The organism is Delftia acidovorans SPH-1 (genome assembly GCF_000018665.1).
GTDB lineage: Bacteria > Pseudomonadota > Gammaproteobacteria > Burkholderiales > Burkholderiaceae_C > Comamonas > Comamonas acidovorans.
Genome location: NC_010002.1, coordinates 618,794 through 634,896 on the forward strand (window position 1 = coordinate 618,794; position 16,103 = coordinate 634,896).

At 66.0% G+C, this 16,103-nt stretch carries 13 protein-coding genes; 9 read left to right on the top strand and 4 right to left on the bottom strand.

Features of this window, described 5'->3' with window-relative positions:
• Positions 1 to 209: 209 nt before the first annotated feature.
• The gene (gene priA / locus DACI_RS02870; protein ID WP_043783141.1) at positions 210 to 2,423 is read right to left on the bottom strand and encodes a replication restart helicase PriA; all 2,214 of its coding nucleotides are present in this window, start codon (positions 2,421 to 2,423) and stop codon (positions 210 to 212) included.
• A gap of 523 nt (positions 2,424 to 2,946) precedes the next feature.
• The gene (gene hemE / locus DACI_RS02875; RefSeq protein ID WP_012202498.1) at positions 2,947 to 4,059 is read right to left on the bottom strand and encodes a uroporphyrinogen decarboxylase; all 1,113 of its coding nucleotides are present in this window, start codon (positions 4,057 to 4,059) and stop codon (positions 2,947 to 2,949) included.
• Positions 4,060 to 4,236: 177 nt separating this feature from the next.
• Here hemE and DACI_RS02880 point away from each other — a divergent pair, with 177 nt between their 5' ends.
• The 9 genes from DACI_RS02880 (at position 4,237) to DACI_RS02920 (ending at position 13,643) form a co-directional block, all read left to right on the top strand.
• Positions 4,237 to 5,226, top strand: coding sequence for a tripartite tricarboxylate transporter substrate-binding protein (locus tag DACI_RS02880; RefSeq protein WP_012202499.1), 990 nt, complete (start codon positions 4,237 to 4,239; stop codon positions 5,224 to 5,226).
• Between the two features lie 231 nt (positions 5,227 to 5,457).
• Complete coding sequence (locus tag DACI_RS02885) at positions 5,458 to 6,240, top strand: enoyl-CoA hydratase-related protein (RefSeq protein WP_012202500.1); 783 nt, start codon at positions 5,458 to 5,460, stop codon at positions 6,238 to 6,240.
• Between the two features lie 11 nt (positions 6,241 to 6,251).
• Positions 6,252 to 6,719: a hydroxyphenylacetyl-CoA thioesterase PaaI gene (paaI, locus tag DACI_RS02890; RefSeq protein WP_012202501.1), complete on the top strand. Its 468-nt coding sequence runs from the start codon at positions 6,252 to 6,254 to the stop codon at positions 6,717 to 6,719.
• Positions 6,720 to 6,730: 11 nt separating this feature from the next.
• The gene (gene paaK / locus DACI_RS02895) at positions 6,731 to 8,035 is read left to right on the top strand and encodes a phenylacetate--CoA ligase PaaK (protein ID WP_012202502.1); all 1,305 of its coding nucleotides are present in this window, start codon (positions 6,731 to 6,733) and stop codon (positions 8,033 to 8,035) included.
• 17 nt (positions 8,036 to 8,052) lie between these two features.
• The gene (locus DACI_RS02900) at positions 8,053 to 8,712 is read left to right on the top strand and encodes a TetR/AcrR family transcriptional regulator (RefSeq protein WP_012202503.1); all 660 of its coding nucleotides are present in this window, start codon (positions 8,053 to 8,055) and stop codon (positions 8,710 to 8,712) included.
• A gap of 35 nt (positions 8,713 to 8,747) precedes the next feature.
• Entirely contained in the window at positions 8,748 to 9,899 is a 1,152-nt protein-coding gene (locus tag DACI_RS02905) for an ABC transporter substrate-binding protein (protein ID WP_012202504.1), read from the top strand.
• A gap of 83 nt (positions 9,900 to 9,982) precedes the next feature.
• Entirely contained in the window at positions 9,983 to 11,011 is a 1,029-nt protein-coding gene (locus tag DACI_RS02910; RefSeq protein WP_012202505.1) for a branched-chain amino acid ABC transporter permease, read from the top strand.
• On the top strand, positions 11,008 to 12,900 hold the full coding sequence (locus DACI_RS02915) for a branched-chain amino acid ABC transporter ATP-binding protein/permease (RefSeq protein ID WP_012202506.1): 1,893 nt from the start codon (positions 11,008 to 11,010) through the stop codon (positions 12,898 to 12,900). The genes DACI_RS02910 and DACI_RS02915 overlap by 4 nt, the downstream gene beginning before the upstream one ends.
• Positions 12,897 to 13,643 (top strand): ABC transporter ATP-binding protein, encoded by a 747-nt coding sequence (locus DACI_RS02920; RefSeq protein ID WP_012202507.1) that lies wholly within the window; start codon positions 12,897 to 12,899, stop codon positions 13,641 to 13,643. Before DACI_RS02915 ends, DACI_RS02920 begins: the two co-directional genes overlap by 4 nt.
• 100 nt (positions 13,644 to 13,743) lie before the next feature.
• Here DACI_RS02920 and DACI_RS02925 read toward each other — a convergent pair whose 3' ends face one another.
• Together DACI_RS02925 and DACI_RS31805 are read right to left on the bottom strand one after the other, a co-directional pair.
• Positions 13,744 to 14,634 carry a hypothetical protein gene (locus DACI_RS02925; RefSeq protein WP_225971026.1) on the bottom strand — a complete coding sequence of 297 codons (891 nt, stop codon included), beginning with the start codon at positions 14,632 to 14,634 and terminating at the stop codon, positions 13,744 to 13,746.
• A gap of 41 nt (positions 14,635 to 14,675) precedes the next feature.
• Positions 14,676 to 15,764 (bottom strand): hypothetical protein, encoded by a 1,089-nt coding sequence (locus DACI_RS31805; RefSeq protein WP_012202509.1) that lies wholly within the window; start codon positions 15,762 to 15,764, stop codon positions 14,676 to 14,678.
• Positions 15,765 to 16,103 lie beyond the last annotated feature (339 nt).

Genomic DNA, 16,103 nt, shown 5'->3' on the forward strand with positions numbered 1-16,103 from the left:
AAGGCATTGAATGATCCAGCCTTGTGGGCTGAATGCGGCACGATGCAATAAACATGCCCCGCCTGCATCAGCGCAAATCCCGATGGGAGCCGCGCTGCGAATGCGCTAAAAGCGCTTCCGAAAAAGGAGCGGTGAACGCTTTGCGGGATTGCGCCCAAGGCCTGAAAGGCTTGAGGTTTTTTGGGGCCGTTCCAAAGGCCGTGCCGCGCTCAGATGGCCAGCGGGTCCACGTCCACCAGCCAGCGCACCAGGGCGCGGTGCCCGGGCTGTGCCCTGATCCAGTGCAGGTGCGCCTGCCAGGCCCAGAGAAAGCGCAGCAGGGCGGGCCGCTGGGCCGACTCGATCAGCATCTGCGCGCGCTCTACATTGGCCACGCGCTGCACGGACATGGGAATGGGCGGGTAGAGAAACACATCGTCCACATGGGGCAGGCCGGCCTGGCGGGCGGCCTCGGCCGCAGCGGCCAGGAAGGCCTGGGCGGCTTCCTGCGTGCGCGCATCGGCCCGCACGATGGCCTGGAAGGCGAAGGGCGGCATGCCCGCATCGCGCCGCTCGCGCAACTGGCGCGCGGCGAAGGCCGGGTAGTCGTGCGAGCGCAGCGCGGTGTAGACGGGGTGGGACGGGTCGTGCGTCTGTATCCACATCTCCGGGTGGCTGCCCTGGGCGGCCACGTAGTGCGCGTCGCGCCCTGCGCGGCCGGCGGCCTGCATCAGCAGGCTGAACAGGCGCTCGGGCGCTCGGTAGTCGCTGGAGAAAAGAGCGCTGTCGGGCTGCACGGCGGCCACCAGGGTGATGCGCCGGAAGTCATGGCCCTTGGCCACCATCTGGGTGCCAACCAGCACGTCGATGTCGCCCGCATGCACCTGGGCCAGTTGCTCCTCCAGCGCGCCCTTGGCGCGCGTGGTGTCGGCGTCGATGCGCGCCACGCGGGCGGGCTCGCGGTCGGGGCGCTGCACATTGCGCAGCAGGCGGGCCAGTTCTTCCTCCAACTGCTCCGTGCCCTTGCCCAGCGGCAGGATGTCGGGATTGCCGCAGCCGGGGCAGGCCATGGGCACGCGCTGAGTGTAGCCGCAGTGGTGGCAGCGCAGCGTGCGGTCGGCCTTGTGGAAGACCTGGTGGGCGCTGCAGTGCGGGCAGTCGCTTTTCCAGCCGCAATCGGCGCAGAACAGCACGGGCGCGAAGCCGCGGCGGTTGAGCAGCACCAGGCTTTGCTCGCCGCGCTGCACGCGCTCGGTGATGGCATCGATCAGCGGCGGCGAGAACACGGCCTTGCGCGGCTGCTGGCCCATGTCCACCAGGCGCACGCGCGGCAGGGCGGCCGCGCCGATGCGGCTGGGCATGTGCAGGCGCAGGTAGCGGCCGCCCTGCGGCTCGTCGGCATTGGGCGGGCGGCTGGCGTGCCAGCTCTCCAGCGACGGCGTGGCACTGCCCAGGATGACCTTGGCGCCGGTATCGCGCGCGCGCCAGATGGCCAGGTCGCGCGCCGAGTAGCGTGCGCCTTCCTGCTGCTTGTAGCTGGCGTCGTGCTCCTCGTCCACCACGATCAGCGACAGGCCCGGCAGGCTGGCGAAGACCGACATGCGCGTGCCCAGCACGATGCGCGCCACGCCGGTGTGCGCGGCCAGCCAGCTCTTGAGCCGCTGGGGGTTGGTCATTGCGCTGTGCATGCTGACCACGCAGGCGGCGCCGTACTGCGGCGCGAAGCGCTCCGTGAAGCGCTGCTCCAGCTGGGGCGTGAGGTTGATCTCGGGCACCATCACCAGCACCTGGGCGCCGGGGTCGGCGTCCAGTGCGGCCTGGGTGGCTCTCAGATAGACCTCGGTCTTGCCGCTGCCCGTGCTGCCGAAGAGCAGAAAGGGGCCGGGATGGGCGGCGATCTGCGTGAAGACGTCGGCCTGCTCGGCGCTGAGGACGATGGGGGGAATGTCTGCGGCGGCCGGGGCCTGTGCGAGCGCTGATACAGGCGCTGGTGCAGGCGCACTGCCAGGCGCCTGTTGCGCCTGTTCCTCTTTTGCAGCCTTGGCCGCTCTCTTCGCTGCGGCCTTGGTCGGCCTGAGCCGGCGCGCCAGTTGCTCGGCCGTCATCTCGCGCAGTTGAGGGGGCAGGGCCGTCACGGCGATTTCGCCCACGCTGCGCTGGTAGTAGTAGGCGGCGAAGGCCACCAGCCGGCGCCAGGCGGCCGGCAGCGGCGCAATGCCCTGCAGCACGGCGGCGACGGGGCGCAGCTCCACGCCTTCGGGCATGGCGGCGGGGCGGGGCGGGGCGTCCCAGACCACGCCCAGCAGGTCCCGGCGACCCAGGGGCACGCGCACCAGGGTGCCCGCCTCCAGGGGCTGGTCGCAGGTGTAGCTCAGCAGTTCGCCCACGGCGCTGTGCGCCGGCGTCTGGACGGCGACATGGACGGTGTGGGCGGGGAGGGACATGCGAATGCGGGAAAGCGGGGCCTGAAAACGCGGGCGCCGCACGGCAGGGCCTGCGGCAACCAAGCCGCCAAGCATAAGCCTTTGGCGCTGCCCGGAGCCTGGGTGCGGCGTTCTACACCAGACGCCCCGGCCGGTGACTGCGGGTTTCTGGGTATATCGTCAATTTCTGTGGATAACTTTGTGGGGATTATTCGGATCTATGGGCATGCACCTGCTTATCCGGCCTTGCCAATCGGTGCATGCTGAAAATGTTGCTATCAAAAAAATTATTCAAAAACAATGGCTTATATCGATATGTCGCCGGCGTGCAGGCGCGGATGACAACTGCAACTCCTAGGGCCTCGCTCGGATTTTTCTGTGCATAAGATGGTCTGTGGCCATCTTGTGCAGCAAGCGGCTGTCGGGTACCCGGCTTGTGGACAGCGGGGCCTTGCCGGGCCGTTGGCGGCCCCGGCAGGGGCCGGCGCTGCGCTGGCGTCCGGCCCTGGGGTTCGGGAGAAGCGGGGGCGGGGAGGCGGCTCGCTCAGCGCTGGCGCAGGGCGCGCGAATGGCTGTGCACGGTCTCCACCAGGGCCGCCACATGCTCGGGCGGCGTGAACTGGCTGATGCCGTGACCCAGGTTGAAGATGTGCGTGGGGCCCGTGGTGGTCCTGTCGGTGTGCGGGGCGCCGAAGCTGTCGAGCACGGCGCGCGCCTGCTCGGCCACGCGCTCGGGCGGTGCGAACAGCACATTGGGGTCGATGTTGCCCTGCAGCGCCTTGCCGGGTCCGCCCACCTCGCCGCCGACGATGGCGCGGGCGCGGGCCAGGTTGGCCGTCCAGTCCAGGCCCAGCACCTCGCAGTCCAGGTCCTTCATGTCGGGCAGCCAGATGCCGCCGCCCTTGGTGAAGACGATGCGCGGCACGTCCTGCCCATCGGCGCCCGTGCGATTGAGTCCGGCCAGCACGCGCTTCGTGTAGGCCAGGCTGAATTCCTGGAAGGCGCCATCGGCCAGCACGCCGCCCCAGCTGTCGAACACCATCACGGCCTGGGCGCCCGCATCGATCTGGGCGTTGAGGTAGGCGGCCACGCTGTCGGCGTTGATGGCCAGGATGCGGTGCATCAGGTCGGGGCGCGCATACATCAGGCTCTTGACCAGGCGGTAGTCGTCGCTGCCCTTGCCCTCGACCATGTAGCAGGCCAGGGTCCAGGGGCTGCCCGAGAAACCGATCAGCGGCACGCGGCCATCGAGCGCGCGGCGGATGCTGGTCACGGCGTCGAACACATAGCGCAGCTTGTCCATGTCGGGCACGGCCAGCTCGGCCACGGCGGCCTCGTCGCGCACCACCTTGGCAAAGCGCGGGCCTTCGCCTTCGGCAAAGGACAGGCCCAGGCCCATGGCGTCGGGCACGGTCAGGATGTCGGAGAACAGGATGGCCGCGTCCAGCGGGAAGCGCTCCAGTGGCTGCAGCGTGACCTCGGTGGCGTAGTCCACGTTGGTGGCCAGGCCCATGAAGCTGCCGGCCCGGGCGCGCGTGGCCTTGTATTCGGGGAGATAGCGGCCCGCCTGGCGCATCAGCCACAGCGGCGTGTAGTCGGTGGCCTGGCGCCGGCAGGCGCGCAGGAAGGTGTCGTTGGTCAGGGGGGCGAAGCTCATGGTGGGCGATTGTCGCCGAGTCGGCTTCGCCAGGCTGTCGCGATGCCCGAGCGGCGCAGGGCGTCTTGCCTCGGGTTAACCCTGGTCAATATCGGCGGCAACGGGCTTTTTGAGGCCGCTACATTGTGCGGCGTGCGTTCCGCACGGGAATCCGTCCATGCAAGGAGAGAGTTTGCGATGCAGCGAAGAACCCTGACCCAGATCCTGGCCCTGGCCCCGGCTGTTTCGGCCGCCAGCTGGCTGGCTGGAAGTGCCACGGCGGCCGAGCCGCTGTTTCCGGGCAAGGCGCCGCTGCGCATCGTCGTCGGCTACCCGCCCGGTGGCGCCACCGACCGCGTGGCGCGCATCGTGGCCGACAAGCTGCAGGCGCGCGTGGGCTCGCCCGTGGTGGTGGAGAACAAGCCCGGCGCGGGCGGCCGCCTGTCGGCCCAGTATGTGAAGAACGCGCCGGCCTCCCAGCCCGCGCTGCTGCTGGCCAACCCGGCCGTGATGCTGGTGGCGCCCCTGGTGTTCCCCGACTCGGGCTACGACCCCGACAAGGACTTCCGCCCGGTCAGCGAGGTCAATCGCTACGAATTCGGCGTGGCCGTGGCCAGTGCCGTGCCCGTCAGGCAGCTGTCGCACCTGCTGGCCTGGCTGCGTGCCAATCCGCAGCAGGCCAACGTGGGCGTGCCGGCCACGGGCAGCCTGCCGCACTTCTTCTCGCTGATGCTGGGCGAGGCCGCCAAGGTCCGGACCGAAACCGTGGGCTACAAGGGCTCGGCCCCGCTGCTGACCGACCTGGTGGGCGGCCAGGTGCCGCTGGCCATCGACACCTTCGACGTGCTGCTGCCCCAGCACGAGGCCGGCAAGATCCGCGTGCTGGCCGTGTCGGGCGAGCGCCGCAGCACCATGGCGCCGGACATTTCCACGCTCAAGGAATCGGGCCTGAACCTGTCGGGCATGGGCTGGAACACCTTGTTCGCGCCGCAGAGCATGGCGCCCGACATTGCCGAGCGCCTGTCGCGCATGGTGCAGGAGATCATGAAGGAGCCCGACACGCGCCAGAAATTCGAGGCCAGCCGGCTCACCCCGGTCTCCAGCAGCAGCGCGCAGACGGCCGAGATGCTCAAGGCCTACCGCGCGCAGTGGACGCCGGTGGTGCAGCGCTCGGGTTTCAAGCCCTGAACCTTCGACAAAAATGGCCCGTGCGGGCCTTTTTTCATCGCCGGGCCGCCCCAAGATGAAAAACGCCCCCTCGGGGGGCAGCGTGGGGGTCATTTTTCATGGGGCCTAGGGGTTTCCTCGGTGCCTGGGCGCTTGTGGTGGAAAGGGTCTGGCGACTAACATTTACCGACCATTCGGTAAATTATGTTTGATCTGCCGCATAAAGACGGCAGACAGGCCACGGAGACTTTCATGCCCCCATCGCTGGTTCTGGTTGAGCAGCAAGACGCCGTCCGCACCCTGGTGCTGAACCGCCCCGACGCGCTCAACAGCTTCAATGCGCAACTGCACGAGCAGCTGCTTTCGGCCCTGGAGCAGGCCGCCGGCGATGCCACGGTGCGCTGCGTGGTGCTCACGGGCGCAGGGCGCGGCTTTTGCGCGGGCCAGGACCTGTCCGACCCCGAGGCCGCGCCCGACCAGAACCTGGGCGACCTGATCGAGCGCCGCTACCAGCCGCTGTGCCTGCGGCTCAAGTCCATGCCCGTGCCTGTGGTGGCCGCCGTCAATGGCGTGGCCGCAGGCGCGGGCGCCAATATCGCGCTGGCCTGCGACCTGGTGCTGGCCGCGCGCTCGGCCAGCTTCATCCAGGCCTTTGCCAAGATCGGCCTGGTGCCCGACTGCGGCGGCACCTGGCTGCTGCCGCGCCTGGTGGGCCGTGCGCGCGCCCTGGGCCTTGCGCTGCTGGGCGACAAGCTGCCTGCGGCCGAGGCCGAACGCATCGGCCTGATCTGGCGCTGCGTGGAAGATGCCGATTTGCGCAGCGAGGCCCAGGCCCTGGCGCAGCGCCTGGCCGCCATGCCGGTGCGGGCCCTGGCGCGCACGCGGGAGGCCATGGACTCGGCCCAACTGCTGGACTACGAACATGCGCTCACGCGCGAGGCGCGCCAGCAGGGCCAGCTGGGCGCGGCCCACGACTACCAGGAGGGCGTGGCCGCCTTCCTGGGCAAGCGGGCTGCCGTGTTCTCGGACCGTTGAGGAGCGGCGCCATGCAAGACACCCATACCCCGGACGAAGCCGCACAGCGCCTGGCCGAACAGGTGCGCGACGGCATGCTGGCACGCGACCGCGCCGCGCAAGGCCTGGGCCTGCGCATCACGGACATCGCGCCCGGCGCGGCGCGCATGGAGATGGCCGTGCGCGACGACATGCTCAACGGCTTCGACATCTGCCACGGCGGCTTCATCACGGCGCTGGCCGACACGGCCTTTGCCTATGCCTGCAATGCGCGCAACGAGATGACGGTGGCCTCGGGCCTGAGCGTGGACTTCGTCGCGCCCGGCCGGCCCGGCGACGTGCTCACGGCCCAGGCCCGAGAAATCTCGCGCGCAGGCCGCACCGGCGTCTATGACGTGCAGGTCACCAACCAGCGCCAGGAAGTGATCGCGCTGTTCCGTGGCCGCTCGCACAGCTTCAAGGGCCGGCCCACCGTGCCCGGCCTGACAGAGCCCGCCTGAAGAGGTCCGCCATGTCCCTGCAGCGCCCCGCCCCCGGCGAACTCGACCCCATCGAAACCGCCAGCCGCGACGAGATCGCCTCGCTGCAGCTGCTGCGCCTGCGCTGGTCGCTGCAGCACGCCTACGACCATGTGCCGCACTACCGCCGCGCGTTCGACGAGAAGGGCGTGCACCCGTCCGACCTGCGCACGCTGTCCGACCTGGCCCGCTTTCCCTTCACCACCAAGAAGGACCTGCGCGAGAACTACCCGTTCGGCATGTTCGCCGTGCCGCGCCAGAAGGTGGCGCGCGTGCATGCCTCCTCGGGCACCACGGGCAAGCCCACGGTCGTGGGCTACACGTTGAAGGACCTGGACAACTGGGCGAACCTGGTGGCGCGCTCCATCCGCGCGGCGGGCGGGCGGCCCGGCGACATGGTGCATGTGGCCTATGGCTACGGCCTGTTCACGGGCGGCCTGGGTGCGCACTACGGCGCCGAGCGCGCGGGCTGCACCGTGGTGCCCATGTCGGGCGGGCAGACCGAAAAGCAGGTGCAGCTGATCCAGGACTTTCGGCCCGACATCATCATGGTCACGCCCAGCTACATGCAGGTGATCGTGGAGGAGATGCAGCGCCAGGGCCTGGACCCGCGCGAGAGCTCTTTGCGGATCGGCATCTTCGGCGCCGAGCCCTGGACCGAGGCCATGCGCCGCGAGATCGAGGGCAAGGCGGGGCTGGACGCCGTGGACATCTACGGCCTGTCCGAAGTCATGGGCCCGGGCGTGGCCAGCGAATGCGTGGAGAGCAAGGACGGACCGGTGATCTGGGAAGACCATTTCTATCCCGAGATCATCGACCCGGATACGGGCGAGGTGCTGCCCGACGGCAGCGAGGGCGAGCTGGTCTTCACGTCGTTGAGCAAGGAAGCCATGCCCATCATTCGCTACCGCACGCGGGACCTGACGCGGCTGCTGGCGCCGACTTCGCGCAGCTTCCGGCGCATGGGCAAGATCGTGGGGCGCAGCGACGACATGCTCATCATTCGCGGCGTGAACCTGTTTCCCACGCAGATCGAGGAGATCGTGCTGCAGAACGCCCAGCTGTCGGGCCAGTACCAGCTGGTGGTCACGCGCGACGGCAACCTGGACCGGCTGGCCGTGCGCTGCGAGATGCAGCCGGGCACGCAGGGCGACACCGAGGCGCTGGCACTGTGGGTGCAGCAGCGCATCAAGACCCTGGTCGGCGTGAGCGCCGAGGTCGAGGTGCTGCGGCCCGATTCCATAGAGCGCACCCTGGTGGGCAAGGCCCGCCGCGTGATCGATCACCGCAGCCGCTGAGCGCGCACAGGAGTCCCATGGCCCGAGGCCGATCTTCCGGATACGACGACCAGCGCGAACTGATCCTGGGCCATGCCGCCGCGCTGTTCGCGCGCAGCGGCTACCCCGGCACTTCGATGAACGAGGTGGCCCAGGCCTGCGGCCTGTCCAAGCCCACCATCTACCACTACTTCCGCGACAAGTACGCGCTGCTGGTGGACATCACCGATGGCCACATGACGCGGCTGCAGTCCCTGGTGGACGAGGTGCAGTCCATGGGCCTGCCGCCCGAGCCGCGGCTGCGCATGCTGATCGAGCGCTTCGTGCAGGAATACGCCCATGCCCGCCATGCCCACCGCGTGCTGACCGAGGACGTGCGCTTCCTGCAGGACGACGACCGCCAGCGCGTGCTGGGCAAGGAGCGCGCCGTGGTCGAAACATTTGCCCAGGCGGTGGCCCAGCTGCGGCCTGACGCCGATGGCGCGGGCCTGTCCAAGGCGCTGGCCATGCTGCTGTTCGGGATGATGAACTGGATGTTCACCTGGCTGCGGCCCGACGGCTCGCTGGACCACGAGGCCATGGCCCCCGTGGTGGCCGACCTGTTCCTCGGAGGCCTGCCGGCCGTGCAGACCCCAGGCAAACCCGGGCATCAAACCGCTGGCAAAAAAATAGTTACCACGGTAAATTGTGGCGCCTGAAGGTGCCACGCCCCATCCAACACAAGGAGACAGACATGAAGCGTTTGACGAAACTGGGCCTGCTGGCCGCGACCCTGGCCACGGTCTGGGGCTCGGCCCTGGCCGACATCAATGTGGGCGTGGTGGTCTCGGCCACCGGACCGGCCGCCTCCCTGGGCATTCCCGAGAAGAACACCGTGGCGCTGATGCCGCGCACGGTGGCGGGCCAGAAGGTCAACTACATCATCCTGGACGACGCATCCGACACCACGGCGGCCGTGGCCAACACGCGCAAGCTGATCAGCGAGAGCAAGGTCGATGTCATCCTGGGCTCCAGCATCACGCCCAACTCGCTGGCCATGGTGGACGTGGTCTCCGAGGCCAAGACGCCCATGATCACGCTGGCGGCCTCGGCCAAGATCGTCGAGCCCGTGGATGCCAAGAAGTTCTGGGTCTTCAAGACGCCCCAGCACGACGCCATGATGGCCGCCGCCATCGGCGAGCACATGGCCAAGGCCGGCATCAAGACCGTGGGCTACATCGGCTTCAACGACGCCTATGGAGAAAGCTGGCTGCAGGAGTTCCGCAAGGTGGCCGAGGCCAAGGGCCTCAAGCTCACCGCCACCGAGGCCTATTCGCGCAGCGATACCTCGGTCACGGGCCAGACGCTCAAGCTCATGTCCGCCAAGCCCGATGCGGTGCTGATCGCAGGCTCGGGCACGCCGGCCGCGCTGCCGCAGAAATCGCTCAAGGAGCGCGGCTACCAGGGCAAGATCTACCAGACCCACGGCGTGGCCAATGCCGACTTCCTGCGCGTGGGCGGCAAGGATGTGGAAGGCACGCTGCTGCCCGCCGGCCCCGTGCTGGTGGCCCACCAGCTGCCCGACAGCAACCCGGTCAAGAAGTCTGCCGTCTCCTATGTGGAGGCCTACGAGGCCGCCAACGGCAAGGGCACGGCATCGACCTTTGGCGCGCATTCCTGGGATGCGGGCCGCGTGCTCGAAGCGGCGATTCCCGCCGCGCTCAAGAAGGCCCAGCCCGGCACGGCCGAGTTCCGCGCCGCCCTGCGCGATGCGCTGGAGCAGACCAAGGACGTGGCCGGTGCCCACGGCATCTTCAACATGACGCCCACCGACCACCTGGGCCTGGACCAGCGCGCGGCCGTCATGGTCAAGATCGAGAACGGCACCTGGAAGTACCAGCCCTGAACCTGCGGGCCTGAGGCCGCAGCGGCTGCCGCACCTGGCGGCGGCCGCTGTGGCGCTCGGCCGCGCCTGCTCGAAAGTCGATCATGGATCTGCAAATCGCCCTGCTGCTGGGGCAGGACGGCATCGTCAACGGCGCCGTCTACGGCCTGATGGCGCTGGCCCTGGTGCTGGTGTTCTCGGTCACCCGCATCATCTTCATTCCGCAGGGCGAGTTCGTCGCCTTCGGCGCGCTCACCCTGGCCATGATGCAGGCCGGCCGCGTGCCCACCACGCTGTGGCTGCTGCTGGCCCTGGCCGCCGCCGTGCTGGTGGTGGACCTGCTGCGCTGGCGCGCGGGCAGCCAGGTGAGCTGGCCCGCCACCTTCCTGTGGTGCCTGGCGCTGCCGGCCATTGCCGTGGCCCTGGCCTGGGGGCTGCGCCCGTCCTCGCTGATGCTGCAGGCACTGGCCACCCTGGTGCTGATCACGCCCATGGGGCCGCTGCTGTACCGCCTGGCCTACCGGCCGCTGGCCCATGCCTCGGTGCTGATGCTGCTCATCGTCTCGGTGGCCATGCACGGCGTGCTGGTCGGCCTGGGGCTGCTGTTCTTCGGGGCCGAAGGCTCGCGCACCCCCGCGTTTTCCGAGGCGCAGCTGCGCCTGGGCGACATCACGATCTCGGGCCAGTCCCTGGTGGTGGTGGGCGTGACCCTGGTGCTGGTGGCCCTGCTGTTCGTGTTCTTCGAGCGCTCCATGATCGGCAAGGCGCTGCGCGCCACGGCCATCAACCGCGTGGGCGCACGCCTCATGGGCATTCCCACGGCCATGGCCGGCGACGTGAGCTTTGCGCTGGCCGCGCTGATCGGCGCCATCTCCGGCCTGCTGATCGCGCCGCTGACCACGGTGTACTACGACACCGGCTTTCTGATCGGCCTCAAGGGCTTCGTGGCCGCCATCGTGGGCGGGCTGGCCAGCTACCCGCTGGCCCTGGCCGGCGCGCTGCTGGTCGGGCTGCTGGAGGCCTTCTCGTCGTTCTGGGCCAGTGCCTACAAGGAGGTGCTGGTGTTCACGCTGATCATCCCGGTGCTGTGGTGGCGATCGCGCAATAGCCACCATGTGGAGGAAGAAGAATGAGCGCCCCCGTTTCCTCGCAGGCCGCGGCGCCTGCCAAGGCCGCTTCGGGCGGCATCAGCACGCGCGTGCTCACGGTGGCGGCCATTGCGCTGCTGGCCGCGTCCTGGGGCTTTCTGCCCGATTTCACCGTCGTCATCCTCAGCTACATCGGCCTGTTCGCCATGGTGGCCGCAGGCCTGGTGATGCTGACCGGCGTGGGCGGCATGACCTCGTTCGGCCAGGCGGCCTTCGTGGGCATCGGCGCCTATGCCACGGCCTGGGTCTGCACGGCGCCTGCCTCGGTGGCGGCGCTGGGCGGGCTGGTGGGCGCGGCGGGCCTGCCCTGGGTGGGCCTGGCGCTGGGCCTGCTCATCACCTTCGTCGTGGCCTGGCTGCTGGGCGCGGTCACGGTCAAGCTGCAGGGCCACTACCTGCCGCTGTGCACCATCGCCTGGGGGCTGAGCCTGTACTACCTGTTCGGCAACATGGAGTTCCTGGGCGGGCAGACCGGCATCACGGGCATTGCGCCGCTGGTGATCGGTGGCGTCTCGCTGGCCTCGCCGCGCGCCATGGGCGTGGTGATCTGGGCCGTGCTGCTGGTGGCGCTGTGGCTGCTGCACAACCTGCTGGACTCGCGCGAGGGCCGGGCCATCCGCGCGCTGCGCGGCGGCCGCGTCATGGCCGAGTCCATGGGCATCGACACGGCGCACTACCGCGTCAAGCTCTTCGTGCTGGCGGCCCTGCTGGCCACGCTGTCGGGCTGGCTCTACGCCCACATGCAGCGCTTCGTGAGCCCGGCGCCCTTCAACCTGAACGTGGGCATCGAGTACCTGTTCATGGCCGTGGTCGGCGGCGCCGGCCACCTGTGGGGCGCCGTGCTGGGTGCCACGCTGATCACCCTGGTCAAGCAAAAGCTGCAGGACATATTGCCGGCCCTGCTGGGCACAAGTGGCAACTTCGAGGTCATCGTTTTCGGCCTGCTGATGGTGCTGGTGCTGCAGCGCTTTGCAGAAGGCCTGTGGCCCACGCTGCAGGCGCTTACGGCACGCTGGGTGCGCCGGCCCGTGTCCGATCTGAAGCTGGCGGACGCGGCGCCGCTGGCGCAGCGCGCGCTGCCCGCTACGGGCCAGGTGCTGCTGGCGGCCGAGCATGTGACCAAGCGCTTTGGCGGCCTGGTGGCCAACAACGATGTGGCCATGACGCTCAAGGCCGGCGAGGTGCATGCGCTGATCGGCCCCAACGGCGCGGGCAAGAGCACCTTCTTCAACATGATCTCGGGCGTGGACTCGCCCACCGAGGGCCAGGTCCGCTTCATGGACCAGGCCATGAACGATGCGCCCTCGCGCCGCTTCGCCGCCCTGGGCCTGGGCCGCACTTTCCAGCATGTGCGCCTGCTGGGCCAGCGCAGCGTGCTGGAGAACGTGGCGGTGGGCGCGCACCGGCGCGCGCACCGGGGCTGGCTGGCCTCCATGCTGCGCCTGGACCGGGCCGAGGAGGCCTCGGTGCTGGCCGAGGCGCGCCGCCAGATCGAGCGCTGCGGCCTGGGCGCCTTCGCCGACGTGCCGGCCGCCTCGCTGGCCCTGGGCCAGCAGCGCATCGTGGAGATCGCACGCGCCCTGGCCGGACAGCCTGCTGCCCTGCTGCTGGACGAGCCGGCCGCCGGCCTGCGCCACCTGGAAAAACAGGCCCTGGCCGACCTGCTGCGCCAGCTGCGCGCCGAGGGGCTGGGCATTCTCGTCGTCGAGCACGACATGGAGTTCGTCATGAATCTTGCGGACCGCATCACGGTGCTGGAGTTCGGCACCGTGATTGCCGAAGGCACGCCGGCCCAGATCCAGGTCAACCAGCGCGTGCTGGATGCCTACCTGGGCGGCGGCGACGACGACGAGGCAACCGGAGAGACGGCATGAGCGACACCCTTTTGCAGCTCAGGGGCCTGAGCGTGTCCTACGGTCCCGTGGAGGCCGTGCACCAGGTGGATCTGGATGTGCGCAGCGGCGAGATCGTCACCGTCATCGGCCCCAACGGCGCGGGCAAGACCACGCTGCTGTCGGCCGCCATGGGCCTGCTGCCCTCGCGCGGCGAGATCCATCTGGACGGCAAGCGCATCGCACGCCCCGGCGTCGAGGTCATGGTGGCCAACGGCGTGGCCCTGGTGCCCGAAAAGCGCGAGCTGTTCGGCGAGATGTCGGTGGAAGACAACCTGCTGCTGGGCGGCTTCTCGCGCTGGCGCCGGGGCCTGCGCGACCAGGCGCAGCGCATGGACGAGGTCTTTGCCATCTTCCCGCGCCTGAGGGAGCGGCGCCCGCAGATGGCCTCCACCCTGTCGGGCGGCGAGCGCCAGATGCTGGCCATCGGCCGCGCGCTGATGGCACGCCCGCGCCTGCTGCTGCTGGACGAGCCCTCGCTGGGCCTGGCGCCGCTGATCGTGCGCGAGGTGCTGCAGGTCGTGGCCGGCCTGCGCGACCACGGCGTCTCGGTGCTGCTGGTAGAGCAGAACGCGCGCGCCGCCCTCAAGGTGGCCGACCGTGCCTACGTGCTGGAGATGGGCGCCGTGGCCCTCAGCGGCGCGGCCAGGGATCTGCTGCACGACCGGCGCATCATCGATACCTATCTGGGGATGGGGCGCAGTGCGGAGGCGGTGGCCGCATAAGTGAGTGGAGTGAGTGCTGTTGTCTGGCTCTGGTGACTGTGGTTGTGGTCGTGACATACAGGCATGCCGCCAAGTCATCCAAGTCAATCCACCGCCAGCATCAGCGCTTCATGTCATCAAGATAATCCTGCTTTGCCTTGTTGATGCTTTGGGCGACGCTGTTGCCTGGATAGTCTTTGATGTATCCCGAAATATAAAACAAGTATCTTTCGCGGGCGATTGGGTCTATGTGGTTCAAGAATTTTTCGTCCCGAAACGCGGACTGCAGCGCCAGCATTTCCCTGGGATCAGCCATCCTTGTTTGAATGAGATTTTCAAGCGTTTTATGAAAAATCGCTTCGTCAGGAGCATACGTCTTGAGGGATTTCAGCCAATCCTCATATCTGAAGACATCTGAAAACCCCAGTTCATGGATGCCACCGCCCAATTCCGGCTTGGCGCCATTTACCATGTCGAAAATGGCATTCCTCTCGGATGCGGAGATGCTATTGGGCAGGTCAAGATTGCTGCCTAGATTGCCCAGCAGTACATCACGGCCATATTTATTTCCTGATTCCAGAACTTCCTTGGTGATACTTGCAGGGGCATCCACCGAGATTGAAAGCATATGGGCCAATTCACCGTAATACTCGTTTGCGGTCAGGATTTTTTCGTCGAAGGACTTTTTCAGCCGAACACGAGTGTCAGGGAAGTTTCCCTCCCTGGAGTAGCTGAAAACTGCTTGCTTCTTTTTTTCGAGAAGCTCCTCCGTGCTGACCGAGGCAGTGCCTTGCGCCGTTGACGACGGCGCCATATTTCCGGAGCGTTCTGTTTGTGAACCGCTCGTACGCGTGCTGCTGATGCGCTCGGATCGATTTTGAGAGCTGGCAGGAGGCATTGAAGATGGCGACCTGGGTTCGCTTGCCAGCGAACCCGTCTGCGGATTGATGGGCTCCGATGAGTTGGTATCCAGATAGACATATAAGCCTATTGCCGAGGCAGTGGTGATCAAGACTGCCAATAATATAATTATATTATTTTTTGAAGACATATCTACCAATTTCTTTGTTGAAGGTTTGCATGCACATTTGCTGGAGTAATGATTCTGTTCCACGCGATTTGATAGCTCATTTGTCGGTTCCAACTATCCACCACGCTTTGATGCGGAGCTGCGTAGATTTCCTGACCCAGCAAAGGGGTGCCACCTCGAATGGCAGTACTGGTCCAGGCATCCAGAACAAGGCCATCGCAGCGGTAAAACCCTCGTATCGGTTTTCTTTCTACCTTCGTCATTTGGCATTGACTCGCGAACGGGCTGCAAAAGCTCTTGGTCCAGTAACTCAATCCTTGTCGAGCTGGCGTGAAATAAGCGCTCAATGTGTAGGATGCACCTATTTTGTATTTGACATATGCGGATCTTGCAGCCATTTCCTGGAGCCAGGTGGTGCGGGTTTGGTTGCCTAATAAATACAACACACCATTGTCATTTTGTCTATGCCAACAAACCGACTCGTCGCAAAAACGCTGCCTGAAATCTCCTTGCCACACCGGGGAAATTGTTTTCCAGAGGTTGGGCTTGCTGGAAAACGATGACCAAGGGGTCTCCTTGATGGTGTCATTGGCGTCGCCATACCCGATGGCTTCAAGTACGTTGCGACCATCCCAAATGCCGATATGCCCCAATGACCCCACTTCCTGACTACCCAAGTCTCTGCCGACTACATCACCAATCACAGTGGGTTTTTCTTTTCCAGGTAAGGCGAAAAATTTAAGTTTCACCGGTGTGTTGTTCAACCTTTCGCTCCGGTTGTTGGCATATATCGCGTATACGGTCACATCGCGAATGGTGCCGTCCAGTAGAACAGCGGGAACATCGATGGAAATGTCGAAACCATGACGTGAGGTAATGCTGTTGCAGGCGTATTGCACGGCAAATTCGCGGACGATGGCTGCGTTGCCGCCACCAATATAGTGACCATCAGCATAGATATGGATGCCTACGGGGTCGGCCGATCCCGGTTGGCAAGCCCATCCGATATATCTATTGTATGTAGTGCTAACGTCTAACCACCCTTTGCAGAATGCTGTTTTTGGTATTAAAAATAATAGCGCAATCGTAAAAATAATATGAAATTTCTTCACCTTGACCTCCTGTGTTAATGATGTGAGGTAATGTATTTTTCTTGCGCTTTTGTTTTTTAATCTTGGATTGCTCTGGAATTAATTAAAGGAAGACTGCAAGATATAAACTTCTATGTTTGATGAGGCAGTATTTGGTCTGGGATTTTTATGTGGCTGCTGATCTTTTGGTCAAGCATTGACAATTTTAAGAAAACGAAGAATTTAAATTAAGAAGGGAATTCTCATTTTTCTCTTCTATTTTCTGGGTAAGGCGTATTAGAAATTTTTTTGGGGATGTAGGGAATAGGGTCGAATCTGAAAATGAGGCCGCGGCGTATAAGAATCTTCTGATATTTCGCC

Excerpts from the sequence above, each read along its gene's own strand:
- DACI_RS02920 (WP_012202507.1), top strand. The coding sequence starts at position 12,897 with ATGAGCGACACCCTTTTGCAGCTCAGGGGCCTGAGCGTGTCCTACGGT.
- paaK (WP_012202502.1), top strand. The coding sequence starts at position 6,731 with ATGTCCCTGCAGCGCCCCGCCCCCGGCGAACTCGACCCCATCGAAACC.
- paaI (WP_012202501.1), top strand. The coding sequence starts at position 6,252 with ATGCAAGACACCCATACCCCGGACGAAGCCGCACAGCGCCTGGCCGAA.
- DACI_RS02915 (WP_012202506.1), top strand. The coding sequence starts at position 11,008 with ATGAGCGCCCCCGTTTCCTCGCAGGCCGCGGCGCCTGCCAAGGCCGCT.
- DACI_RS02880 (WP_012202499.1), top strand. The coding sequence starts at position 4,237 with ATGCAGCGAAGAACCCTGACCCAGATCCTGGCCCTGGCCCCGGCTGTT.
- DACI_RS02910 (WP_012202505.1), top strand. The coding sequence starts at position 9,983 with ATGGATCTGCAAATCGCCCTGCTGCTGGGGCAGGACGGCATCGTCAAC.
- DACI_RS02885 (WP_012202500.1), top strand. The coding sequence starts at position 5,458 with ATGCCCCCATCGCTGGTTCTGGTTGAGCAGCAAGACGCCGTCCGCACC.
- priA (WP_043783141.1), bottom strand. The coding sequence starts at position 2,423 with ATGTCCCTCCCCGCCCACACCGTCCATGTCGCCGTCCAGACGCCGGCG.
- DACI_RS02905 (WP_012202504.1), top strand. The coding sequence starts at position 8,748 with ATGAAGCGTTTGACGAAACTGGGCCTGCTGGCCGCGACCCTGGCCACG.
- DACI_RS02900 (WP_012202503.1), top strand. The coding sequence starts at position 8,053 with ATGGCCCGAGGCCGATCTTCCGGATACGACGACCAGCGCGAACTGATC.
- hemE (WP_012202498.1), bottom strand. The coding sequence starts at position 4,059 with ATGAGCTTCGCCCCCCTGACCAACGACACCTTCCTGCGCGCCTGCCGG.